At 62.5% G+C, this 19,593-nt stretch carries 18 protein-coding genes; 8 read left to right on the top strand and 10 right to left on the bottom strand.

Annotated features, from left to right (window positions below; translation table 11 throughout):
- Positions 1 to 6: 6 nt before the first annotated feature.
- Both PQQ95_RS32410 and PQQ95_RS32405 read right to left on the bottom strand, forming a co-directional pair.
- Positions 7 to 465: a hypothetical protein gene (locus tag PQQ95_RS32410; RefSeq protein ID WP_408445322.1), complete on the bottom strand. Its 459-nt coding sequence runs from the start codon at positions 463 to 465 to the stop codon at positions 7 to 9.
- 129 nt (positions 466 to 594) lie between these two features.
- On the bottom strand, positions 595 to 2,031 hold the full coding sequence (locus PQQ95_RS32405; RefSeq protein ID WP_408445319.1) for an aldehyde dehydrogenase family protein: 1,437 nt from the start codon (positions 2,029 to 2,031) through the stop codon (positions 595 to 597).
- 230 nt (positions 2,032 to 2,261) lie between these two features.
- Here PQQ95_RS32405 and PQQ95_RS32400 point away from each other — a divergent pair, with 230 nt between their 5' ends.
- Positions 2,262 to 2,633, top strand: coding sequence for a cupin domain-containing protein (locus PQQ95_RS32400; RefSeq protein WP_408445316.1), 372 nt, complete (start codon positions 2,262 to 2,264; stop codon positions 2,631 to 2,633).
- Between the two features lie 153 nt (positions 2,634 to 2,786).
- On the opposite strand, the gene PQQ95_RS32395 is transcribed toward PQQ95_RS32400, so the two are convergent.
- The 3 genes from PQQ95_RS32395 to PQQ95_RS32385 form a co-directional block, all read right to left on the bottom strand.
- Positions 2,787 to 4,178 carry an NAD(P)/FAD-dependent oxidoreductase gene (locus PQQ95_RS32395; RefSeq protein WP_408445313.1) on the bottom strand — a complete coding sequence of 464 codons (1,392 nt, stop codon included), beginning with the start codon at positions 4,176 to 4,178 and terminating at the stop codon, positions 2,787 to 2,789.
- Positions 4,179 to 4,336: 158 nt separating this feature from the next.
- Positions 4,337 to 5,983: a purine-cytosine permease family protein gene (locus tag PQQ95_RS32390; protein ID WP_408445310.1), complete on the bottom strand. Its 1,647-nt coding sequence runs from the start codon at positions 5,981 to 5,983 to the stop codon at positions 4,337 to 4,339.
- 268 nt (positions 5,984 to 6,251) lie between these two features.
- The gene (locus PQQ95_RS32385; RefSeq protein WP_408445307.1) at positions 6,252 to 7,223 is read right to left on the bottom strand and encodes a LysR family transcriptional regulator; all 972 of its coding nucleotides are present in this window, start codon (positions 7,221 to 7,223) and stop codon (positions 6,252 to 6,254) included.
- A 218-nt stretch (positions 7,224 to 7,441) separates the two neighbouring features.
- On the opposite strand from PQQ95_RS32385, the gene PQQ95_RS32380 reads away from it, so the two are divergent.
- The gene (locus PQQ95_RS32380) at positions 7,442 to 8,794 is read left to right on the top strand and encodes an NAD(P)/FAD-dependent oxidoreductase (protein WP_408445445.1); all 1,353 of its coding nucleotides are present in this window, start codon (positions 7,442 to 7,444) and stop codon (positions 8,792 to 8,794) included.
- A 71-nt stretch (positions 8,795 to 8,865) separates the two neighbouring features.
- Here PQQ95_RS32380 and PQQ95_RS32375 read toward each other — a convergent pair whose 3' ends face one another.
- Positions 8,866 to 9,225 (bottom strand): DUF4148 domain-containing protein, encoded by a 360-nt coding sequence (locus tag PQQ95_RS32375; RefSeq protein WP_408445443.1) that lies wholly within the window; start codon positions 9,223 to 9,225, stop codon positions 8,866 to 8,868.
- Positions 9,226 to 10,114: 889 nt separating this feature from the next.
- On the opposite strand from PQQ95_RS32375, the gene irlR reads away from it, so the two are divergent.
- The 5 genes from irlR to PQQ95_RS32350 all read left to right on the top strand — a co-directional run bounded on the left by irlR (position 10,115) and on the right by PQQ95_RS32350 (position 15,023).
- Positions 10,115 to 10,798, top strand: coding sequence for a heavy metal response regulator transcription factor IrlR (irlR, locus tag PQQ95_RS32370; protein WP_408445304.1), 684 nt, complete (start codon positions 10,115 to 10,117; stop codon positions 10,796 to 10,798).
- Between the two features lie 32 nt (positions 10,799 to 10,830).
- Positions 10,831 to 12,300 carry a heavy metal sensor histidine kinase gene (locus PQQ95_RS32365; RefSeq protein WP_408445301.1) on the top strand — a complete coding sequence of 490 codons (1,470 nt, stop codon included), beginning with the start codon at positions 10,831 to 10,833 and terminating at the stop codon, positions 12,298 to 12,300.
- Between the two features lie 114 nt (positions 12,301 to 12,414).
- A complete protein-coding gene (locus PQQ95_RS32360; RefSeq protein ID WP_408445298.1) occupies positions 12,415 to 12,729 on the top strand; it encodes a DUF4148 domain-containing protein in 315 nt (104 codons plus the stop codon).
- Between the two features lie 31 nt (positions 12,730 to 12,760).
- Positions 12,761 to 13,387 (top strand): carbonic anhydrase, encoded by a 627-nt coding sequence (locus PQQ95_RS32355; protein ID WP_408445295.1) that lies wholly within the window; start codon positions 12,761 to 12,763, stop codon positions 13,385 to 13,387.
- 154 nt (positions 13,388 to 13,541) lie between these two features.
- Positions 13,542 to 15,023 carry a SulP family inorganic anion transporter gene (locus PQQ95_RS32350; RefSeq protein WP_408445292.1) on the top strand — a complete coding sequence of 494 codons (1,482 nt, stop codon included), beginning with the start codon at positions 13,542 to 13,544 and terminating at the stop codon, positions 15,021 to 15,023.
- Positions 15,024 to 15,114: 91 nt separating this feature from the next.
- Here the strand turns inward: PQQ95_RS32350 and PQQ95_RS32345 are convergent, their stop codons facing one another.
- Positions 15,115 to 16,008, bottom strand: coding sequence for a LysR family transcriptional regulator ArgP (locus PQQ95_RS32345; RefSeq protein WP_408445289.1), 894 nt, complete (start codon positions 16,006 to 16,008; stop codon positions 15,115 to 15,117).
- A 97-nt stretch (positions 16,009 to 16,105) separates the two neighbouring features.
- On the opposite strand from PQQ95_RS32345, the gene PQQ95_RS32340 reads away from it, so the two are divergent.
- Positions 16,106 to 16,741, top strand: a complete 636-nt coding sequence (locus PQQ95_RS32340; RefSeq protein ID WP_408445286.1) for a LysE/ArgO family amino acid transporter — start codon at positions 16,106 to 16,108, stop codon at positions 16,739 to 16,741.
- Positions 16,742 to 16,810: 69 nt separating this feature from the next.
- Here the strand turns inward: PQQ95_RS32340 and PQQ95_RS32335 are convergent, their stop codons facing one another.
- From PQQ95_RS32335 to PQQ95_RS32325, 3 genes are read right to left on the bottom strand one after another with little or no spacing between them, the layout of a single operon-like run.
- Entirely contained in the window at positions 16,811 to 17,710 is a 900-nt protein-coding gene (locus tag PQQ95_RS32335; RefSeq protein WP_408445283.1) for an alpha-amylase family protein, read from the bottom strand.
- A complete protein-coding gene (locus PQQ95_RS32330; protein WP_408445280.1) occupies positions 17,703 to 19,322 on the bottom strand; it encodes an AMP-binding protein in 1,620 nt (539 codons plus the stop codon). The genes PQQ95_RS32335 and PQQ95_RS32330 overlap by 8 nt, the downstream gene beginning before the upstream one ends.
- Before the next feature lie 7 nt (positions 19,323 to 19,329).
- Positions 19,330 to 19,566: an acyl carrier protein gene (locus PQQ95_RS32325; RefSeq protein ID WP_408445277.1), complete on the bottom strand. Its 237-nt coding sequence runs from the start codon at positions 19,564 to 19,566 to the stop codon at positions 19,330 to 19,332.
- Positions 19,567 to 19,593 lie beyond the last annotated feature (27 nt).

Below are 19,593 nucleotides of genomic sequence, written 5' to 3'. Positions count from 1 at the left end.
CGCCTCTTACTGGCTGGATAAATGCTGATTCAGAAACGGCACGAAGCCGTTTTGCGTCGGACCGATCTGCTTGACGCAATCGTCGTAGTCAGAGCCCATCGCGCGATCCTGACCGTACATGCCACGGCACTGCGCGTACAGCGTGATCGTCGCCCCGCTGCCCTTGGCCACGCGCGTGGCCGAATAAACCGCATGCCCCGAGCGGCCCGGAACGTCGGTCTCGATCGCTACCGCGTCCGCGCGGACGATCGACGTGTAAGAATGCGCCGCCACGTAGTCCTTCGTGAGCGACCAGGCCTTGTCGCACTGCGCCTGATCCGCACACCCAACAGCGGCATTACGCTGCGCGGTATCGAGCAAACTCTCGGAGCGGGTAAAGTCGCGCGCCTCCGCTTCCTGTTTTTCGGCGGACATACAGCCGCTCAGGGCAAGCGCGGCAAACGCAATAGCGATAGTTGTTTTCACAGGTTCAAGATCCGATGGCGAATTCCGGCAAAGATTATAGACGCCCGCGACCGGCGTTCGCAGATTGGAACCGCCATCGGAAAACTGCCGGCGCGGTGATGTCTCTCACCGCCCGGCTGTCACGCAAGCTCAGCTCGCGTAGCCCACCACACCCTTGATCTCCAGAAAGTCCTCGAGACCGAACTCGCCGTACTCGCGGCCATTGCCCGATTGCTTGAAGCCGCCGAACGGCGCATCGGGGCTGTACTCCGCGTAGTTCAGATAGATCGTGCCGGTCCGCAGGCGCTTCGCCACGGCATGCGCATGCTCGATCGAGGCGGATTGCACATAGCCCGCGAGGCCGTAGAGACTGTCGTTGGCCATCGCAATCGCTTCGTCTTCGGAGTCGTAGCCGAGAATCGACAGCACCGGTCCGAAGATCTCTTCGCGCGCGATCGTCATAGTCGGCGTGACATTGCCGAACACCGTGGGGCGCACGAAGTAGCCGTCCTTCAATCCTTCAGGACGGCCCAAGCCGCCGGCCACCAGCGTGGCGCCCTCTTCAATGCCCACGCCGATCAGCCGCTGGATCTTGTCGAACTGCTGCTCGCTGATGACCGGCCCAAGGTCGATGCCCGGCGTGTCCGCGGGACCGACGACCAGCGCTTCAGCCGCTTCCTTCGCATACGTCAATGCTTCGGCGAGGCGGGCGCGCGGCACGAACATGCGCGTGGGCGCGTCGCACGACTGGCCGCTGTTGTCGAAACACGCACGGGCGCCGCGCATCACCGCCTGCTTCAGATCGGCATCTTCGAGAATCAGGTTGGCGGATTTGCCACCCAGTTCCTGGTGCACGCGCTTGACCGTGTCCGCCGCGGCCTTGGCGACCTGCACGCCCGCACGCGTGGACCCGGTGAACGACATCATGTCGATGTCCGGATGACGCGACATGGCCTCGCCCACCGTCGCGCCTTCGCCGTTGACGAGGTTGAACACGCCGGCCGGCACACCCGCCTCGTCGAGAATCTCGGCGAAGAGGATGCCGGAAAGCGGCGCCAGTTCGGACGGCTTGAGCACCATCGTGCAGCCGGCCGCGAGCGCGGGCACGACCTTGGTGGCGATCTGCAAGGCCGGCCAGTTCCACGGCGTAATCAGCCCGCACACGCCGACCGCTTCCTTACGAATCAGAATGCTGCTCTTCACGTACTCGAATTCGAATGTATCGAGCGTGCGGATCATCGTCTCCAGATGCGCGACGCCGGTCCATGCCTGCGCGTCGTTCGCATATTGCAGCGGCGCGCCCATCTCGCGGCTGATCGCATGCACCATGTCGTCGTAGCGCTTGCGGTAGACGTCGAGGATCGCTTGCAGCAGATCGATTCGCTGCGCGATCGTCGTTTCGCTGTAAGCCGGAAAGGCACGCTTCGCCGCGGCCACGGCGCAGTCGACATCGGCCGCGCTGCCGAGCGAAATCTGCGCGAACGCGGTAGCCGTGGACGGATCGATCACGTCGAGCGTCGCGGCGCCGGCCGGCTTTTGCGGATCGACCCACTGACCGTCGATATAAAACTGTTTGGCGTGTTGCATGGGCTTGTCCTTTACATGAATGGTTGGGTCAGACGTTGGGCCAGCAAAGCGCCCAGGCGCGGTATCGAATGCTTTACATCGACGCCGCTCAATCTGAATGTCTTCAAATCGAAATTCATCGCTACGCAGCTTTGGCTCAGACTCCGGTTCTGTTTCGATTCCGTTATCGAATTCCTCGTCTTCGGATCACCTTCGAATCACCTTCGAATCACATCAACCAGGAGAGACACATGAGCACCATCACTTTCACCCGCATCGACGCCAAGGGTCCCGGCGCTTCCGGTCTGAACCCGGCCCTGCACGATCCCGCCGACGTCATTCTCGAAGGCGCCAAGGCGCCGCACGCCCTCACCGCTTTCTCCGATGCGGCCAACATGCTGTCCGCCGGCGTATGGCAATGCGACGCGGGCACGCTGAAGCTGGCCGACCTGCCGATCCACGAAGTCTGCGTGCTGATCGAAGGCGAAGTCGTCATTACCAGCGACGACGGCCGCAGCGAACACTATGCCGCCGGCGACGCCTTCATCCTGCACAAGGGCTTCTCGGGCACGTGGCATATGCCGGTGGCGACCAAGAAGTACAGCATCGTGTACTGCGGTTGATTCAACCTGCGTCACACCGTTGCTTCAACACGAACCGCACCCCCGCACCGCAAGGTGCGGTTCCTCTCAAGGTGCGGTTTTTTTATTCTGGCGGCAATCAATAAAAAACCGCCAGACATATCAATCACTACACAGCAGCAACTACAACGGCGACTACATCGGAAAACCCAGCGCCTTGATCGAATTGATCCACAGACGCCGCCAGCCGCCGCGATCGTCCGCGCCGTCGAATGCATTGAAGGTAATCTTCGCGGCGATCCAGCGCAACGGTTCCGGCGGAATATACGACGGCCCTTTGCGCGAAATATCCAGCGACGTAATCAGCGTCTCGCGATTCCACAGCATATCGAGGCCCATCTTCGCACCAAAGCGGCTGCCCGCCACGCCGAAACCCGTATAGCCCGCGACGAACACGCTTTTGCCACCGTGATAGCGGCGCGCGAACACGGCGCCGCGCGAGCAGTAGTCAATCGGGCCGCCCCATGCATGCGTGAAGCGCACGTCGTCCAGTTGCGGAAACGTACGGTAGAACGCTTCGGCGAGCTTGTAGTAGGTGCTTTCGTCACGATCCGCGGCCGGATTCGGATCGCCGCCGAAGTGATAACTCACCCGGCCGCCGAAGATGATCCGGTTGTCTTTGGTGAGACGGAAATAGTTGAGCTGCGTGCGCGTGTCGTAGATGCCCTGGCGATTGTTCCAGCCGATGCGTGCCATCTGCTCGTCGCTCAAAGGCGCGGTCGCGATGATGTGATCGCGCACCTGCATTACGCGGCGCTTGATGTCGGTCACGCCCACATCCGCGGTGCCCGTGCCGAGCAGCACGCGCGGCGTTTCAATGCGGCCCGCCTGCGTATGCACGATCATCGTCGCACCGAGATCCTCCATGCGCGTGATGGGCGAGTGCTCATGCAAACGCACGCCGAGTTTCAGCGCAGCCGCCTTCAGGCCCCACGCGAGCTTCGCAGGATGAATCGTGCCGCTGCGGTTGCGCGACCACATCGCGCCCGCGAACAGCGGTGAATCGAGTTGCTCGCGCGCGCCCTTGCTGTCGAGCAGCACTACGTCGTGTCCGTGCGCCACGTGCAGCTCGTAATCGCCTTTCAGATGATCGAGATGACCGGGATCGACGGCAACCGTCATCTCCCCATTCCATTCGACGTCCGCTTCAATGCCGTAACGCGTCAACGATTCCTTGAAGCCGTCGAGGTTCTCCTGGCCCAGCTTTTCCAGCACGTCGAGGTCCTGCGGAAAGACCCGCGTCGCATTCGGCAGACCATGCATCACCGAGGTGGAAATGATCCCGCCCGGACGGCCCGATGCACCGTAGGCCACTTTCCCCGCTTCGACCAGCACGACGTCGAGCGACGGGTCCGCTTCTTTCGCCTGAATCGCGGCCCACAATCCGGTAAACCCTCCGCCGACGATCACCAGATCCGCCGAAGTCGGACCGATCAATTCCCGTTCGACAGCCGGTGCGCGTGGATTGTCCAGCCAGAACGGAAACAGCTTTACACCTTCAAACGCGCGCTTTACTGACTCGCTCATCTTGTTTGCCTACTCAACTTGAATACCATTGCATTGACTGCGTGACGGTTGCTCCGGCGCGGTCTTGGTGTCGCTTCGACACAGCTTCCAATGCCGCCTCGATGCTGCCTCGGCGCAGTCTGTGCTGTGCCTGCCCTAAACGACCTGAATCACGCGATTCAACCCGCGTCCTGCATGTCCAGCACTTCTTCGCGTTCACGTTCACGTTCACGTTCGCGTCGCACAGCGCGTTGCTGCGGTTGCGATTTCGCTTGCGCGTTTAATTGCGCGTTCAACTGCGCCCCACCCGCCTTAAGCTTAGTCGCCGGCACCACCGGATGCACCGTCACATTGCGCTGCGACCCGCTGCGCAACCAGCGGCGGCCAAGCGGCCCATACACGCCATCCGGCTCAGGAAAGCACTGCAGCAACGCGATATACAACGCGCAGGCCAGCGTCAGCGAAACCGGCATGCTGATGTCGAGACCACCGGCGAGCTGCCCGAGCGGACCGACGAACTGATCCGGCAGATTGACGAAGCACAGGCCGACCACCGCGCTCGGAATCCACGCGCCCATTGCGCGCCAGTTCCAGCCGTGCGTGAACCAGTAGTGACCGCCACGGCCGCCTCGATTGAATACCTGAAGATCGTCGGACAGATAAAAACCGCGCCGCGTCACGAAGCCGATGATCATGATCACCATCCACGGGCAACTGCAGACGTTGATCAGCACCGAGAACGTCGACACGCTTTCGACCAGGTTGAACGCGAAGCGGCCAAGAAAGATGAAGCCGATGGCAAGGCTGCCGATCAGCAGCGTGGCGCGCACGCGGTTCAGAAACTTCGGAAACATGCTCGACATATCGAGCCCGGTGCCGTACAGCGCGGTGGTACCCGTCGACATTCCGCCGATGATCGCAATCAGGCACACCGGCAGAAAGAACCAGTTCGGCGAGATCGCCAGCAAACCGCCCACGTAGTTATTCGACGCGATGAAATCCGGCGCCTTGCTGGCGATGATTGTCGCGGTGGCGAGGCCGAAGAAGAACGGCACGAAGGTGGCCAGTTGCGCGAACATCACCGCGAGGATCGTGCGTTTCTTCGGCGTGTTCTGCGGAATATAGCGGGCCCAGTCGCCAAGCGTGCAGGCGAACGAGACCGGATTGCTCATCGCGACCAGCACGGCGCTGACGAACGCCGGCCAGAAACCCACCGACCCGAGCGCAACCTTGCCGGCGTATGCGCTATTGAACGGCCCGGCGAACGCCACGATGCCGACCACGAACAGCAGACTCGCCGCCCACACAGCGATCTTGTTGACCCACAGCATGAAGCGGAAACCGTAAACGCAGACGGTCAGCACGAGCACCGCAAAGAGACCGTACGCGAAGCTCAGCGTCATCCAGTTGACCGGCAGGCCGAGCAGATGATTCGCGCCGCCCACGAGCGCGTCGCCCGAACTCCACACCGCCAGCGAGAAGAACGCGACGGCGGTCAACACCGCCAGAAAGGAACCGACGATCCGCCCATGGATACCGAAATGCGCGCCCGACGAAACCGGATCGCTCGTGCCGTTGCGCGGACCGAACAGACCCATCGGCGCAAGAATGCACGAACCGATCACCACGCCAAGCACGATCGAATAAACGCCTGCCTTGAAGGACAAACCGAGCAGCACCGGAAAACTGCCGAGCACCGAGGTGGAAAAGGTATTGCAACCGCCGAACAGCAAACGGAACAGATCGATCGGCCGCGCATAGCGCGAGCGATCTGGAATGCGCTCAAAACCAAATGTTTCGACTTGGGTGATGCTGTTGCTGCTCATTGTCTCCAACTCCTGTTACGGCCAGGTCAATCACAATGGCTCGCCGCAAAGATGCGGCGTCCACTTTTTTCAGATGTCTGGGCGTCACTGTAAAGACAATCCGCGCAGGCAAAAATATCGCCCGCCCAACCTTTACTTCGATCCCGGGCGATGTAACCTGAAACGCCCGTCCTATAAGGCTTTACGGAGGTAGTCCGAGGTCGCCTTGGGGCTCGGTTCAGGGGCTGCCGGAACGCAAACGTCGAAGCGAATAGCGAGAATCCTCGCCTCAACCCGGGCTTGCCTCACGCGCCCGGCGGCGCCGTTTCGCCGCGGCGACAGTCGGCAGCGGCACGGGTACCGCGCCGGACATGCCGTGTTCGATCAGAAAATCGCGGAACAGGCTGGCGACATGCGGCAGGCGTTTATCCGACACATGCATCACATACCAGTCGCGTTCGATCGGATTCGCGGGCAAGGGCAGCAACGCCAGCAAGCCCGCCTGAAATTCCAGCGAGCAGGCATGCAGCGACAGAAACGCAATGCCCAACCCTGCCTCGACCAGTTGCTTGATCGCCTCGTTGCTCGAAAGTTCGGAGCCGATATGCAGCTTGTGCCCGGCGAGTCGAAACAGGTTTTCGACGGTCGAGCGCGTGCCCGAGCCCCGCTCCCGCACGAACAGATTCGCGCTTTGCAGATCGTCGAGAGACAGGCGCTTTTTCTTCATCAGCGCATGGGCGGGCGAGGCGACGAATGCCATCGGATGTTTGGCGAACGCCGTGGCCACGGTGCGCAATTCGCGCGGCGCGCTGCCCATCACCGCAAGATCGATTTCGTGCGTGGCCAGCATGCGGATGATGTCGGCGCGATTGCCGACCTTGAACTGCACCTTCACTTGCGGACGCGCTTCGGTAAAGCGCACCAGGAACGGCGGAATCAGATATTCGGCGGTTGTGATCGCGCCGATGCGCAGCGTGCCGCCCTGCTCACCTTGCAAGGCGGCAAGATCGTCCGCCGCGCCGTTCCATAGATCGAGAATTTCGAGTGCATAGCGAGCGAGGACTTCACCCGCCGCGGTCAACTGCACGCCACGGCCCACCCGCTGCAACAGCGGCGCACCTGCGGCCTCTTCGAGCAGACGCACCTGAAGCGACACCGCCGGTTGCGTGAGCTTCAATTCTTCGGCCGCGCGCGACACGCTGCCGAGCTTGGCAACCGTGTGCAAGGCTTTCAATTGGCGAAACGTGGCAGCTTTTAACATAAGTGAAAACCTATATATTGCGCATAAACATTAAATTGTGCTGCGGTTTCCGCCGATTCTATACTGGCCCTGACAGATGAGGCCGGTGAATATCGGGTATAGCCCCGAACACCTTCACCGGCTCAGAGCGGATAACTTCAGGAAGGAGGATACGGATCATGGCGGCAATCGATCAGCAAGGAACCTCTACCACGCAACGCACACCGCAACGGCAGCCAATGGGTCAAGCGACGCCAGCGGCAACGCCAGCGGCGGCGCATCGGGTCGTGATCGTCGGCGGGGGCGTCGGTGGCCTTGGGCTTGCGACACGGCTGTCGGAAACGCTCGGGCGCGCCGGTCTCGCGCAGATCGTGCTGGTGGATCGCTGGCCGACGCATTTCTGGAAGCCCTTGCTGCATGAGGCCGCGTCGGGCCAACTCGATCCGGCCACGCATCAACTGCAATACGCAGTGCAGGCACAACGGCATGGCTTCGAATTCGAGCAGGGCGAACTCGCTGCGCTCGATCGTACGAACCGGCACATCACACTGAATGCGCTTTACGACGCCGACGGCCGTGAAATTCTGCCGTCACGGCAGCTTGCATTCGATACGCTGGTGCTGGCCATGGGCAGCGTCACGCAATATTTCGGCGTGCCCGGTGCGGCCGAACACGCCTTGCCGCTCGAATCGGTCGCTCACGCGGAGGCGTTTCGCCGCAAGCTGCTCGACGCCTGCCTGCGTGCGAACCATGCGCGCCGCGCGCAGACCGCGCAGGCGGATACGCCGGTGTCGATCAACATCATCGGCGCAGGCGCAACCGGCGTTGAACTGGCTGCGGCGTTGCGCGATACGGTACGTCTGCTGAACCGCTATAGCCCGTTTTCACTCGACCCCGTGCGCGATTTCCGCATCCGTCTGATCGAAAGCAGCGAACGCGTGCTGCCCGCATTGTCCGAAACGATCTCGGCGCGCGCGCAAACAATGCTCGGCAGTCTCGGTGTCGAGGTGTTGAACGCCACGCGCGTCACCGAAGTGCGCACCGACGCCGTGCTGACCCACGCGGGCGCGCCGCTCGCCAGCGACATCGCGATCTGGACCGCGGGTATCGCGGGGCCGCCGGTGTTGCGCACGCTGGACGGTATCGCAGTGAATCGCAATGCGCAGGTGCAGGTGAACCGCACGCTGCAGTGCGTAAACGACGCGAACATATTCGGACTCGGCGACTGCGCGGCCTGCCCTTCTTCCGAAAACGCGGACGCGTTTCTGGCGCCGCGCGCACAGGTCGCGCACCAACAGGCGCTATTTCTGGCGCGTGCGCTGAAGTGCAGGATCGAGGGAGAGGCATTGCCGGAGTTCGTCTATCGCGACGCCGGCACGTTAGTCGGCTTCGGCCGCGAGGGCACGATCGGCAGCCTGAGCAACAGCTTGCTGACGCAGCCGGTGTTCGTCGACGGTTGGCTGGCGACTGCCGTCTACAAGCTCATCTATCGCCGCCATGTGATGAACCTGACCGGCTTCGCACGCATGGCGCTCGATTCGGCGAGCCACTGGTTGCGCCGGCGTGTGCATCCGGTGATCCGGCTGCACTGAACGCCACAAAAAACGCGCACGTGGTCACCCGCGAAGGTCCCACGTGCGCGCTTTCCCACCTGCTCGTTGCGCTACTCGGTCTGAAACGCGTCGGCCGTCATGCGGGTAACACCACGCGGCGGACACGGCTGCGGGTACTGGCTATCGGACACATCCATACAGCCCGCCGCGCGCGCGGCGGCGAGTTCGCGCTTCACCTCCTCACGGGTTTTTCCCTGCGGCACACGTGACTCCTGTTGCGTCTGCGAAATCTGTTGAGGCGCCGGACCCGCAGGACTTACCAGGCTCTGCACCTGGGGCCGCGGCACAGCCTGCCCGGCGGATTTATAAAACTCGTGAGGCCCAGGTGTGGGCTCGCGCAACGGGATCGTGTCGACAGCCACTGCGGCACTCACAGAAACACAACTCAGCACAAATCCTGCAAACCACATCGTATTCCTCATGATCGATTCTCCTTTTTGAGTGTGAACCGATCCTAACGTCGACCTGCTGCACGAACGTGAGCGTCGCATGACAAATCCGTCATCCATAACGGGTATCGACGCGCAGGCCACCTCACAGGCCGCATGACGGAATTGTCATGTTGTTCTCATCTTGGTATCAGAGAGGCGCTCATACGATGAACGCTCTCGACTTCGAACCGGAATCCCATGCGACGCGCCCAACCACTGCGACGCCCGGCGATACGCGCTTCGGGCATAAGAGCCTTCATGCCGGCACTCAGGATGCGGGTTTGCAAATGCAAATGCAAAGGCGAGACGCTCTCTCTGGCGGGCAGCCTGGTGGCCATCGCGATCGGCTCGTTTGCATTCTGGCTAAGTCAACCCGCTCATCTGTTCAGCGGAGGCACGTCGCCTCCCGCATTCGCCACCGTCACGCGCGTGAATCGTACGAGTCCGCCGCACACGAGCGGTTTGCTATCGCTCGAGCTGCGTTCCGCAATGCAGCGAACGCTGCCGGGACCGACGCACCCTTGTACGCAGGCGCCAGCGAACGCGGTGAAAGGTGGCGTGACGCGATCTCCCCGCCTGCTTCCCGCGATGCAGGTTTGCGCAGCGGATCCGGCAACAATTCAATGACACATTGACGCGCTCCGCGCCTCGCACACCGTGCGTCCGGCACGGTTGAATCGCCAACCACTCTCGTATTTTTTGAGATCAGATCAGCTTGCCGGATACACACCCGCTTCAATTCACACCATGGTATAACTTTATAAATTAAGGAGACCATGACAAACATTTTCCTACTCGATCCCGGCGACACCGCGTCTCAAAAATAGACGCCGATTCGATATCGGTCATATGCACCAGGAGAAAGATCATGCGAATTCTGATCGTCGAAGACGAAGCGAAAACCGGCACCTACCTCCGCAAGGGTCTGACAGAAGCGGGGTTTGTCGCGGACTGGGTGGCAGACGGAGTAACGGGCCAACATCTCGCGCTAACGGAAGACTACGACCTGATCATCCTCGACGTGATGCTGCCCGGCCAGGACGGCTGGACGGTCCTTAAGAACCTGCGTCACCTGCGTTCCACGCCGGTATTGCTGCTCACCGCGCGCGACGATCTGGACGACAAAGTGCGCGGCCTCGAAATGGGTGGCGACGATTATTTGATCAAGCCTTTCGATTTTTCCGAATTGCTGGCGCGCATCCGCTCGATCTTGCGGCGAGGCCATGCGCGCGACGCCGCCTCGCTGCATGTCTCGGATCTGGCACTCGACCTGACACGCCGCAAAGCCACCCGTCAAGGCGACGTGATTCTTCTAACGGCCAAGGAATTTGCGCTGCTATGGCTGCTCATGCGCCGCCACGGCGAGATCCTGCCGCGCTCCACGATCGCCTCGCAGGTGTGGGACATGAATTTCGACAGCGATACGAACGTGGTCGATGCCGCTATCCGGCGCGTGCGCGCGAAGGTCGACGACAACTACGAGCCGAAGCTGATTCACACGGTCCGCGGCATGGGTTACGTGCTCGAAGAGCGTAGCAGCGCGGAGCGATGATGTGGCGCGCGTGCTGCTCCATTCTTACGCCCATGGCGCTATGGCTCGCGAAGCCGCTTGCTCCGCTCACACCTCACACATTGAGGGGACGGCTCGCGATCCTGTTCGCGATATCGACCTCCTTACTACTCGTATTCAACGGCGTCCTGTTGTATCGCGGCCTGAAGACGCGCCTCGACTCGACCTCGGCGCGCGAGATGACAGCGACGCTCACGGCCTTGCAACTGGATCTGCAAACCATGTCCGGTTTCGATGCTGTCCGCGCGGAACGTGAGATCTGGCACGACCGCTTGCACGGCCATCAGAATCTCGACATTGCTCTGTTCGACCCGCGCGGCGTGCCGCTTGCCCGCACCAACGGCTTTTGGCCGAACGCCGAAACGCTCACGGTGCGTGCCGGAATCGCCCCCGTGCAAATGAAGCTCGAAAGCAGGCCGATGCGTTTTCTGGTGGCCATGGCGCCGCTCGGTGGTCAATCAGGCGCCCGTGTGCGCGTGGTCGTGCAATACGACGCCAGCGCCGAAGGGATATTGTTGCGTGCCTACGCGCTCAACGTGTTATTCGTGAGCCTGTTCGGCGCACTGCTGAACGCGTTGCTGGCCTGGTGGATCGCGCGCTTCGGGCTGCGCCCGTTGGCGCGTCTGACAGCCCGTGCCGAACAGATCTCCAGCAGCCGTCTCGCACGACCGTTGCCCGAGCGTGACATGCCAGGCGAACTCAGGGAATTGAGCCACGCTTTCAACCGCATGCTGGCGCGGCTGCACGAATCGTTCACCCGTCTCACGCAATTCTCATCCGACCTCGCGCACGACATGCGCACGCCGCTCACCAATCTGCTCGCCGAAGCACAAGTCGCGCTCTCGCAACCCCGTTCCGCCGACGAGTACCGCGCGGTGATCGAGTCAAGTGTGGACGAATTCCAGCGTCTGTCGCGTCTGATCGACAGCATGCTGTTTCTTGCCCGCTCCGACAGCGCGCAACGCCGCTTGTCGTTGCAAAAGGTCGATGCACGCAGCGAAGCGTTACGGGTCGCGGGATACTACGAAAGCATGGCGGCGGACGCGGGCGTGGAAATCGTCGTGGCGGGCAGCGCCCATTTCGAAGGCGACGTGTTGCTCGTGCAGCGCGCGCTGAGCAATCTGGTTTCGAACGCTTTGATGCACGCACCACGCGGCAGCACGGTCGAACTCCATTGCACCGAACGGTTTCGCTACGCCCAGCTTTCCGTCTCAGACAGCGGCGCAGGCATCGCCGAACCGCATCTGGAGCGAATCTTCGACCGGTTCTATCGCGTCGATCCGGCGCGCTACAACTCGGCGCGCGGCACCGGCCTCGGACTTGCCATCGTCAAATCGATCATGAACGAGCATCAGGGGGAATGCAGCGTCGAGAGCGTGCCACACGTGCGGACCACATTCAGCTTGCGCTTTCCAAAGCGGCCAGCCGAATTGTCGATGCTCACTTTGCAGCGCAAGAGATTCCGCAAAAGGCGCGGAAAATAAAAGCTGAATGACAGGATTGTCATCCTGTCATCACCGTCGCCTCATGGCTCCCATAGCAGAATGGATTCATACCGGAATGCAACTTCGGTATGCCAATCATTCATGGAGAGATCAATGAAATCAAGGCAAATTGCTCTAGCTACCCTTCTCATGAGCGCGCTGTCCACCGCTGCGCTAGCCGAAGGCCGCACCCCCCCGGCACCGGGGGATTCCAACCGGGTCATCCCTTCGTTATCGCAAAACAGCGCTAACGCGCAACCGCAATCCATCGGAAAGACACGCGCGCAGGTTTACCAGGAGCTCATCGACGCACGCCGCGCGGGGACCATCCCAACCACCGAGGCTGATTATCCCCCGAGTCAGCGCACGATCGAAACGAACCGCGCTCGCCACCGGATTTTCGAGCGTTATTGGGCCAGCACCGACTGATACGGATACAACGACACGAGGAGTACCGCCGATGACTTACCCTCAACGCATGCTGGTCGAAAATCTCGCCTGGTCCGACGAGATCAATACCCGCGATCCTGCCTACTTCCAGCGCCTCGCCAGTGACCAGCGGCCGAACGTGTTGTGGATCGGCTGCTCCGATAGCCGCGTCCCCGAAGCCATCACCCGGGCAATGCCCGGGGAGATTTTCGTTCACCGCAACATTGCGAACCTTGTCGGCGAGCATGACGACAGCCTCGCAAGCGTGCTCGAGTATGCGGTCGTCGTGCTGCGCGTGCAGCACGTCATCGTATGCGGCCATCACTGTTGTGGTGGTGTGCAGGCGGCCATGCGGCCGCCTGCCGCCGCGCTGCCGAACGTCAATCGACGCATCGACCCGATTCGCCGTCTGGCCGCGTTGCATGCAACGGAACTTCGTCTATTGGAAGATTTCGACGAACGGGCCGACCGGCTCGCCGAACTCAATGTGCTGGCCCAGGTGCAGGCGCTGCACGCAATGCCGCTGATTCAATGCGCGCCGCGTCCCGTGCAGATTCACGGCTGGATCTTTTCGATGCAGGACGGCCGCCTGAAAGCGCTGACCGACGCGCAATGGGTGCTCGGCGACAGCGCCGGCGCCTGCGAGGCGGCCGGTTGATCGCAGACCCGCACCTACCTTGCTTACGGTGCATGCGGAACGGCGCTGCGAGGACCAGCGAAAGCAAACCACGACGTCTGGCGCGGCGACTTGCCTGCATGGCGAGCGCCGCGCCCCTTCAATCCGACCGGGCAGATTCGAGGCAATTCACACGATGACGCAAGCAAACACCCATTCACCTCAACCCCACCCAACGTCGCCTTGGCGCACCGATCTACTGGCCGGCATCAGCGTATTCCTGATCGCGTTGCCGCTGTGTCTCGGCATTGCGACCGCCTCGGGCGTCGCACCGTTCGCCGGCATTCTCGCCGGTGTAATCGGCGGCCTCGTGGTGGCGCTGCTGAGCGGTTCGCGCCTGAGCGTAAGCGGACCGGCGGCCGGCCTCGTGGTGATCGTCGTACAGGCGCTTGCCACGCTGGGCAGCTTCTCAGCGTTTCTGACCGCGCTGGTGCTCGCGGGCGCCCTTCAATTGGTGTTCGGATTTCTGCGTGCCGGCCGATTGGCCAGCTACATACCGCTTCCCGTGATCAACGGCATGCTCGCCGCAATCGGCATTCTGCTGCTCGTGAATCAGTTGCCGCTGGCAACAGGCCTCGGCAATGGCGACGTATCCGCCGTCATGCCATTGCTGGCGCTCGTGTCGCTGACGGTGCTCATCGCGTGGGAGACGCCGGCGTTGCGCGCCTTCGCGCTCGTGCGCGCGATTCCCGCGCCGCTCGCCGTCGTGTCGCTCGGCATCGCCGCGACCGCCCTCCTCGATACCTTCATGCCAGATGTGGCGCTTGCGGCCAGCCAACGCGTATCGATGCCATCGCTTGGCTCGTGGGACGCCCTGAGTGGGGCGTTCACGTTCGCCGATTTCACGCAGTGGCTCAATCCCGATGTATGGCGCGTCGCCGTGGTACTCGCTATCGTCGCGAGTCTGGAGACGTTGTTGAGTCTCGAAGCGCTGGAACAGATCGATCCGGCACATCGAAAGGCCGCACCTGATCGCGAGCTCAAAGCCCAGGGCGTCGGCAACCTGCTCGCCGGCCTGCTCGGCGCATTGCCGCTCACCGCCGTGGTGGTACGCAGTGCGGCCAACGTGCATGCGGGCGCGCGCGGGCGCCTGTCGTGCGTGACTCATGGCGCCATGCTGCTGATCGCCTGTCTCGCCTTGACCAGCGTGATCAACATGATTCCGCTCGCAAGCCTTGCGGCAATTCTGATTCATACCGGCTACAAACTCGCCAGGCCGCAATTGTTCGTATCGATGGGTAAGGCGGGATTCGCGCAGTTCGTGCCCTTCATCGGTACGATCGTAGGGGTCCTCGCGACCGATCTGCTGGTCGGCATTGTGATTGGCTTCGTATTGAGCGTGGTGCTGGTGGTCGAACGCAATATTCGTCGCGTGTTGAGTTTTACGCACAATGGCGACCATTATCTGCTGACCGTGCGCAAGAGCGCGACGTTCTTCTGTACCCCGCAACTGAAGCACTATCTCGAGCAGATTCCGTCAGGCGCTACCTTGATTCTCGATGCAACCCACGCCGATCATATCGACCACGACGTGCATCAGGTGGTCGACACTTATGCGGCGCGAGCGGGGGCTGGCGGTGTACGCATCGAGTACAAGCAGTGGCCGGCGCGGCGTTAGCGTGCGGTGGCGGTGGCTGCGGCTGCGGCTGCGGCTGCGGCTGCGGCTGCGGCGATGGTACTGCCACCAGCACCAGCACCAGCACCAGCACTCAATCAAGAAACTCCGTCGCCCGCTTGCGCAGCACCGCACTGAAGTCATCAAGCCAACCGATCGACAACCGCCAGCTCTGCCAGTACAGATCGACATCGATATGCTTGCCTGGCGCCACGTCGACCAACTCGCCGCTGGCCAGATGCGGCGCGATCATTCGCTCAGGACACATGCCCCAGCCGAGTCCCGTCACGCAGGCGCGCAAGAAACCGGCAACGTGCGGAATCCAGTGCAACGGCGGATCCAGTTCCGCCCGCGTGATGCGGCGCATGAAGCGCTTCTGCAATTGATCCTTCGGATTGAAATCGACGCACGGCGCACGCCGTAACGACTCACGCGTGACGCCATCGGCAAAATGGCGCTCGCGAAACGCCGGCGTGCATACCGCCAGATAGCGCATCCGCCCGAGACGTGTCGAGCGGCAGCCCTGCACCGGCTCCGCCTGCGTGGTGACCGCGCCTTGCACGCTGCCGTCACGAATCCGTTGCGCGGTGTGATCCTGGTCGTCGATCACGAGATCGAGCAGCATCTCCCGTTCCACGCAGAACTGCGCCACCGCATCGATGAACCAGGTGCCCACGCTGTCGTCGTTGACGGCCACGCGCAGCGCCGGCCACGGTTCGACCAGCGCGCCGGGCAGCGCCGGCAGCCGGCCGGTCAGTTCCGCTTCCAGCAATTTCACGCGCTCGGTATGGCGGCACAACAACGCGCCCGAGGTGGTCGCGACACACGGCTGGCCGCGCTTCACGAGCACGCTGCCCACCCGCTCCTCCAGCAGTTTGACCCGCTGGGAGACGGCTGAAGGCGTCACATTCAGTTCGCTGGCCGCACGGTCGAACGAGCCGTGCCGCACAACGGCCGCGAGCGCGTCGAGCAACGCATAGTCGAGCATTAGCGTTCCTTAATCCACATTACGTAAATTAGCTTCTCTTATGAGCAGCAAAACTGCAGACTAGCCTCGTTCGCTTTCCCCGTCTACTGGATCGATTATGAATTGGCTGTCTTTTTCCCACGGCGGCGCCCTGTGCGCGTCGCTGATCGTGACGATCGGCGCGCAGAATGCCTTTGTGCTCCGTCAGGGCATCATGCGCTCGCACGTCGGCAAGATTGTTGCGCTGTGTGCGCTGTCGGACTTCATTTTGATCGGCGCGGGCGTCGGCGGCGCGTCGGTGCTGGTGGAACGCTATCCGGTGTTCGTTCACGCCATGCTGTATGTAGGGCTAGCCTATCTGGCGTGGTTCGGCGTCAACGCGCTGCGCCGTGCGGTACGGCCGGACCATGCGGTGCTGGACGCCCATGCAGGCGGTGCGGCGCCGGGCACGAGCGCGGCCCCCGTACAACGGGCGATGCCGATCATCCTGATGACGCTGGCCTTCACGTGGCTCAATCCGCACGTGTATCTCGACACCTTCCTGCTGATCGGCACGGCCGGCGCGCGCGAACCGGAAGGCGCGCGGGCGGCATTCGCGCTCGGCGCGATGGCGGTCAGCGGGATCTGGTTTATCGGCCTGGGTTACGGCGCGCGGATGCTGGCGCCGCTGTTTCGCCGCGCGACGGCGTGGCGCGTGCTGGATGGCGCGATCGGCAGCATGGTGTTGCTGCTGGCGGTGACGCAGTTGCGGTAAACGCCGCCGGGCGACCTCTTTCCGAACCCCGCCCGACGATCGACAATCGCGGCATTTCCCGGCAGCCCCCTACTTCTGCACCTGCTGCATGCCGAGCAGATCCTGCACGAGTTGCGCCGACACATAGTGCGGCCCGTCGAACAGATAGGTTCGGTAGCCGCGATACGCGAGCAATTGCGGCGACAATTCAGCGGCTGTGGCCGGGCGGAACGCACCGCCCGGGGCGGGACGGAATGCCTCGGCAATGATTCGCACCCGGTCCTTGCCAAGCCGCGCCGCCAGCGCATCCGCATACTCACGCGCGGCCGCCGGGCCGCGTGCATAAACCCCGCAACCGTCCTGCAGAAACACGCCGACATCGTGTGGCAGCCAGCCGTCCAGCCACGCTGCCAGCGCCGTGCCGCCGATATTCGCGTTGTCGTAGACGCTGATCCACAGCGGCCGCGGCAACGTGTCGAGCAAAGGCGCGAGCGCGGCGGCATCCTTCCAGGTCGGATCGACCTCCACCGGAAAATAATAGCCGTCGATGTGCACCGCGGGCCGCACGGCCGCCAATTGCTTCGATTGCTCGACCAGCCGCGCCGCTTGCGCGCGGGCCGTGGTTTCGTCGAAACGTCCGGCGAGACCGACGATCACATTGCGCGCCCATGGTTCGCCGGCAATCCGGGTCCAGTCAGGCAGACGTTGAGCCGTTTGCATATCGGTGCCGGGCAGAAACGAGGTGCCGTCCACCGCCGTCCATTGGACCAGCAGATCCGTCACGCCCAGGCGGTTCCAGTCGCCGTGCGGGTTCACATGATCATCGTCGAGCTGCCAGACCACGCCCTGCGCCAACGCGCCGGCATCGCCCGAACCCGGCGCCGAGCAGCCGTACACGAGCGCTGCACACGCGCTCGCAGCGAGCAGCGCGCGGCGGCGTGGCGAAGCCGGTTCGCCCTTCCGTGTCCGAACGTCGTGTGAATTACGCATTGTGTTGGCGCTGTGCCTTGAGATAAACGTCACGATAATCCTGAGCGAGTTGCGCGCGATCGATCTTGAAGTTGACCGATACCGGCAAGGACCGGCACGCGAGCAATTCTGACGGGATCATATACGACGGCAGACGCGCGGCCAGCAGCGTCTTCCAGTCGTGCAACGCGTCGGGCAGCCGGCCATCGTCGCTGCCGGTTGCGACGAACGCGACGACCCGAGCGACCGAGCCGTCCGGCCGCCGCAATGGCACAGCGGCGGCACTCGCCGCGCCGGGCAGCGTGCGCAGGGCCGAATCGATCTCCATCAATTCGATCCGGTAACCGCCCATCTTGATCTGATCGTCGATACGTCCGTGGCAAAACAGCAGTCCGCCGCCGTCGACCGTACCCAGATCGCCGGTGCGAAACGCCCGTTGACCATTGTGGATGAACATGCGTGACGCGTTCAGGTCTGCGCGGTTCAGATAGCCGCGCATCACGTGCGCACCGGCGATACACAACTCACCGTCGTCGACGAACACGTCGGCGTCACGCTTGGCGTAGCCGATCGGCAGACGCGCATGATGCGCAAGCACCGCATCGTCGACGACGATCCATGTGGTCGCCACCGTCGCCTCGGTTGGTCCGTACGTGTTGATGATCCGCGCGGCCGGAAAACGCAGGCGGAGTTGCCGAGCGAGTGTGACCGGCAGCACTTCGCCGCAGAACAGAAAGGTTCTGAGCGTCGGTAAACCGTCTTGCGAGAACTGCGGATTGAGCAGTTGCTGTTGCGCGAACGAGGGTGTCGACACCCACGTGGTCATGCCGTGCCGTGCCAGCGTGGCGAGAAATGGGGTGCCCTGTGCCGTCAGCGCACGCGAGGCGAGTACCACGGTGCCGCCGAGCGCGAGCGTGCCGAATACTTCGTACATCGACAGATCGAAGCTGAACGGCGCCTGATTCAGGAACACCGGCGCGTCACCGAGCGCGAAGTCGGTCGCCATCCAGTCGGCCAGGGCGGCGACGCTTTCGCGACCGATCTGCACGCCTTTGGGTTCACCGGTTGTGCCCGAGGTGAATAAAACGTATGCGACATTTTTCTCGTGTAGTGCCGGCGGTGTGGATGCTGACGTTGATGCTGTCGATGCCGATGCCGATGCCGATGCCGATGCTGATGCTGATGCTGATGCTGATGCTGATGCTGATGGTAATGGTGATGCTGAAATCGGCGCCGAAACCGAAGCCCCCTCATCCACGTCCAATCCAGCCCGCGCACCCTGCTCGCCCAGACTCACAAAGCGGCCACCGTGCGCGTCGAAATAGGTCTGCGCGCCGAGCGCGCTCGCGATACGCCGCATCCGCTCATCCGGATAGATCGTGTCGACCGGCACGAACGGCGCGCCGAGCAGCAGCGCCCCCACCATCGCCACAAAAAACCCTGCTTCCTTGTGACCGCGGACGATCACCGGCACATCCGCGGCGAAACCATGCGCACGCGCCTGCGCAACCCACGCGTGGGCCTGTTCCGCCAACTCGTGCCAACGCAACGCGCGATCGGCGCCGATCACCGCCCACGCGTCGGCACGCACATCGGTATCGGTAAAGCGGCTCGCGTCCAGATCGAATCGCATGGTGCGCCTAGCGATTGGCGGCGATGAACGCACAAAGCGCATCCACGGATGCCAGGTGCTCGGCGATCTCGGTCGGCGGAATGCGCACGCCGAATTGCATCTCGACGCCCATGACGATTTCGACAGCCAGTACCGAATCGACCAGGCCCGTTTCGAGCAGCAGTTCATCATTGCGCACGAGGCGCAATACGACGGATTCGACCAGTGCCGCCACGTCGGCGTGCAGCGTTTCGTTTTGAGTCATTGTGTAGTCCTTGCGCAAACGTCGTTC

Origin of the sequence: Paraburkholderia caffeinilytica (genome assembly GCF_046030355.1) — a bacterium.
Classification (GTDB): domain Bacteria; phylum Pseudomonadota; class Gammaproteobacteria; order Burkholderiales; family Burkholderiaceae; genus Paraburkholderia; species Paraburkholderia caffeinilytica_B.
The sequence above is the reverse complement of the archived record's forward strand: the minus strand, read 5'-3'. Positions and strand labels throughout refer to the sequence as shown.

Excerpts from the sequence above, each read along its gene's own strand:
- PQQ95_RS32405 (WP_408445319.1), bottom strand. The coding sequence starts at position 2,031 with ATGCAACACGCCAAACAGTTTTATATCGACGGTCAGTGGGTCGATCCG.
- PQQ95_RS32400 (WP_408445316.1), top strand. The coding sequence starts at position 2,262 with ATGAGCACCATCACTTTCACCCGCATCGACGCCAAGGGTCCCGGCGCT.
- PQQ95_RS32360 (WP_408445298.1), top strand. The coding sequence starts at position 12,415 with ATGAAATCAAGGCAAATTGCTCTAGCTACCCTTCTCATGAGCGCGCTG.
- PQQ95_RS32330 (WP_408445280.1), bottom strand. The coding sequence starts at position 19,322 with ATGCGATTCGATCTGGACGCGAGCCGCTTTACCGATACCGATGTGCGT.
- PQQ95_RS32395 (WP_408445313.1), bottom strand. The coding sequence starts at position 4,178 with ATGAGCGAGTCAGTAAAGCGCGCGTTTGAAGGTGTAAAGCTGTTTCCG.
- PQQ95_RS32350 (WP_408445292.1), top strand. The coding sequence starts at position 13,542 with ATGACGCAAGCAAACACCCATTCACCTCAACCCCACCCAACGTCGCCT.
- PQQ95_RS32390 (WP_408445310.1), bottom strand. The coding sequence starts at position 5,983 with ATGAGCAGCAACAGCATCACCCAAGTCGAAACATTTGGTTTTGAGCGC.
- PQQ95_RS32335 (WP_408445283.1), bottom strand. The coding sequence starts at position 17,710 with ATGCGTAATTCACACGACGTTCGGACACGGAAGGGCGAACCGGCTTCG.
- PQQ95_RS32380 (WP_408445445.1), top strand. The coding sequence starts at position 7,442 with ATGGGTCAAGCGACGCCAGCGGCAACGCCAGCGGCGGCGCATCGGGTC.
- PQQ95_RS32355 (WP_408445295.1), top strand. The coding sequence starts at position 12,761 with ATGACTTACCCTCAACGCATGCTGGTCGAAAATCTCGCCTGGTCCGAC.
- PQQ95_RS32365 (WP_408445301.1), top strand. The coding sequence starts at position 10,831 with ATGGCGCTATGGCTCGCGAAGCCGCTTGCTCCGCTCACACCTCACACA.
- PQQ95_RS32385 (WP_408445307.1), bottom strand. The coding sequence starts at position 7,223 with ATGTTAAAAGCTGCCACGTTTCGCCAATTGAAAGCCTTGCACACGGTT.
- PQQ95_RS32345 (WP_408445289.1), bottom strand. The coding sequence starts at position 16,008 with ATGCTCGACTATGCGTTGCTCGACGCGCTCGCGGCCGTTGTGCGGCAC.
- PQQ95_RS32375 (WP_408445443.1), bottom strand. The coding sequence starts at position 9,225 with ATGTGGTTTGCAGGATTTGTGCTGAGTTGTGTTTCTGTGAGTGCCGCA.
- PQQ95_RS32325 (WP_408445277.1), bottom strand. The coding sequence starts at position 19,566 with ATGACTCAAAACGAAACGCTGCACGCCGACGTGGCGGCACTGGTCGAA.
- PQQ95_RS32340 (WP_408445286.1), top strand. The coding sequence starts at position 16,106 with ATGAATTGGCTGTCTTTTTCCCACGGCGGCGCCCTGTGCGCGTCGCTG.
- irlR (WP_408445304.1), top strand. The coding sequence starts at position 10,115 with ATGCGAATTCTGATCGTCGAAGACGAAGCGAAAACCGGCACCTACCTC.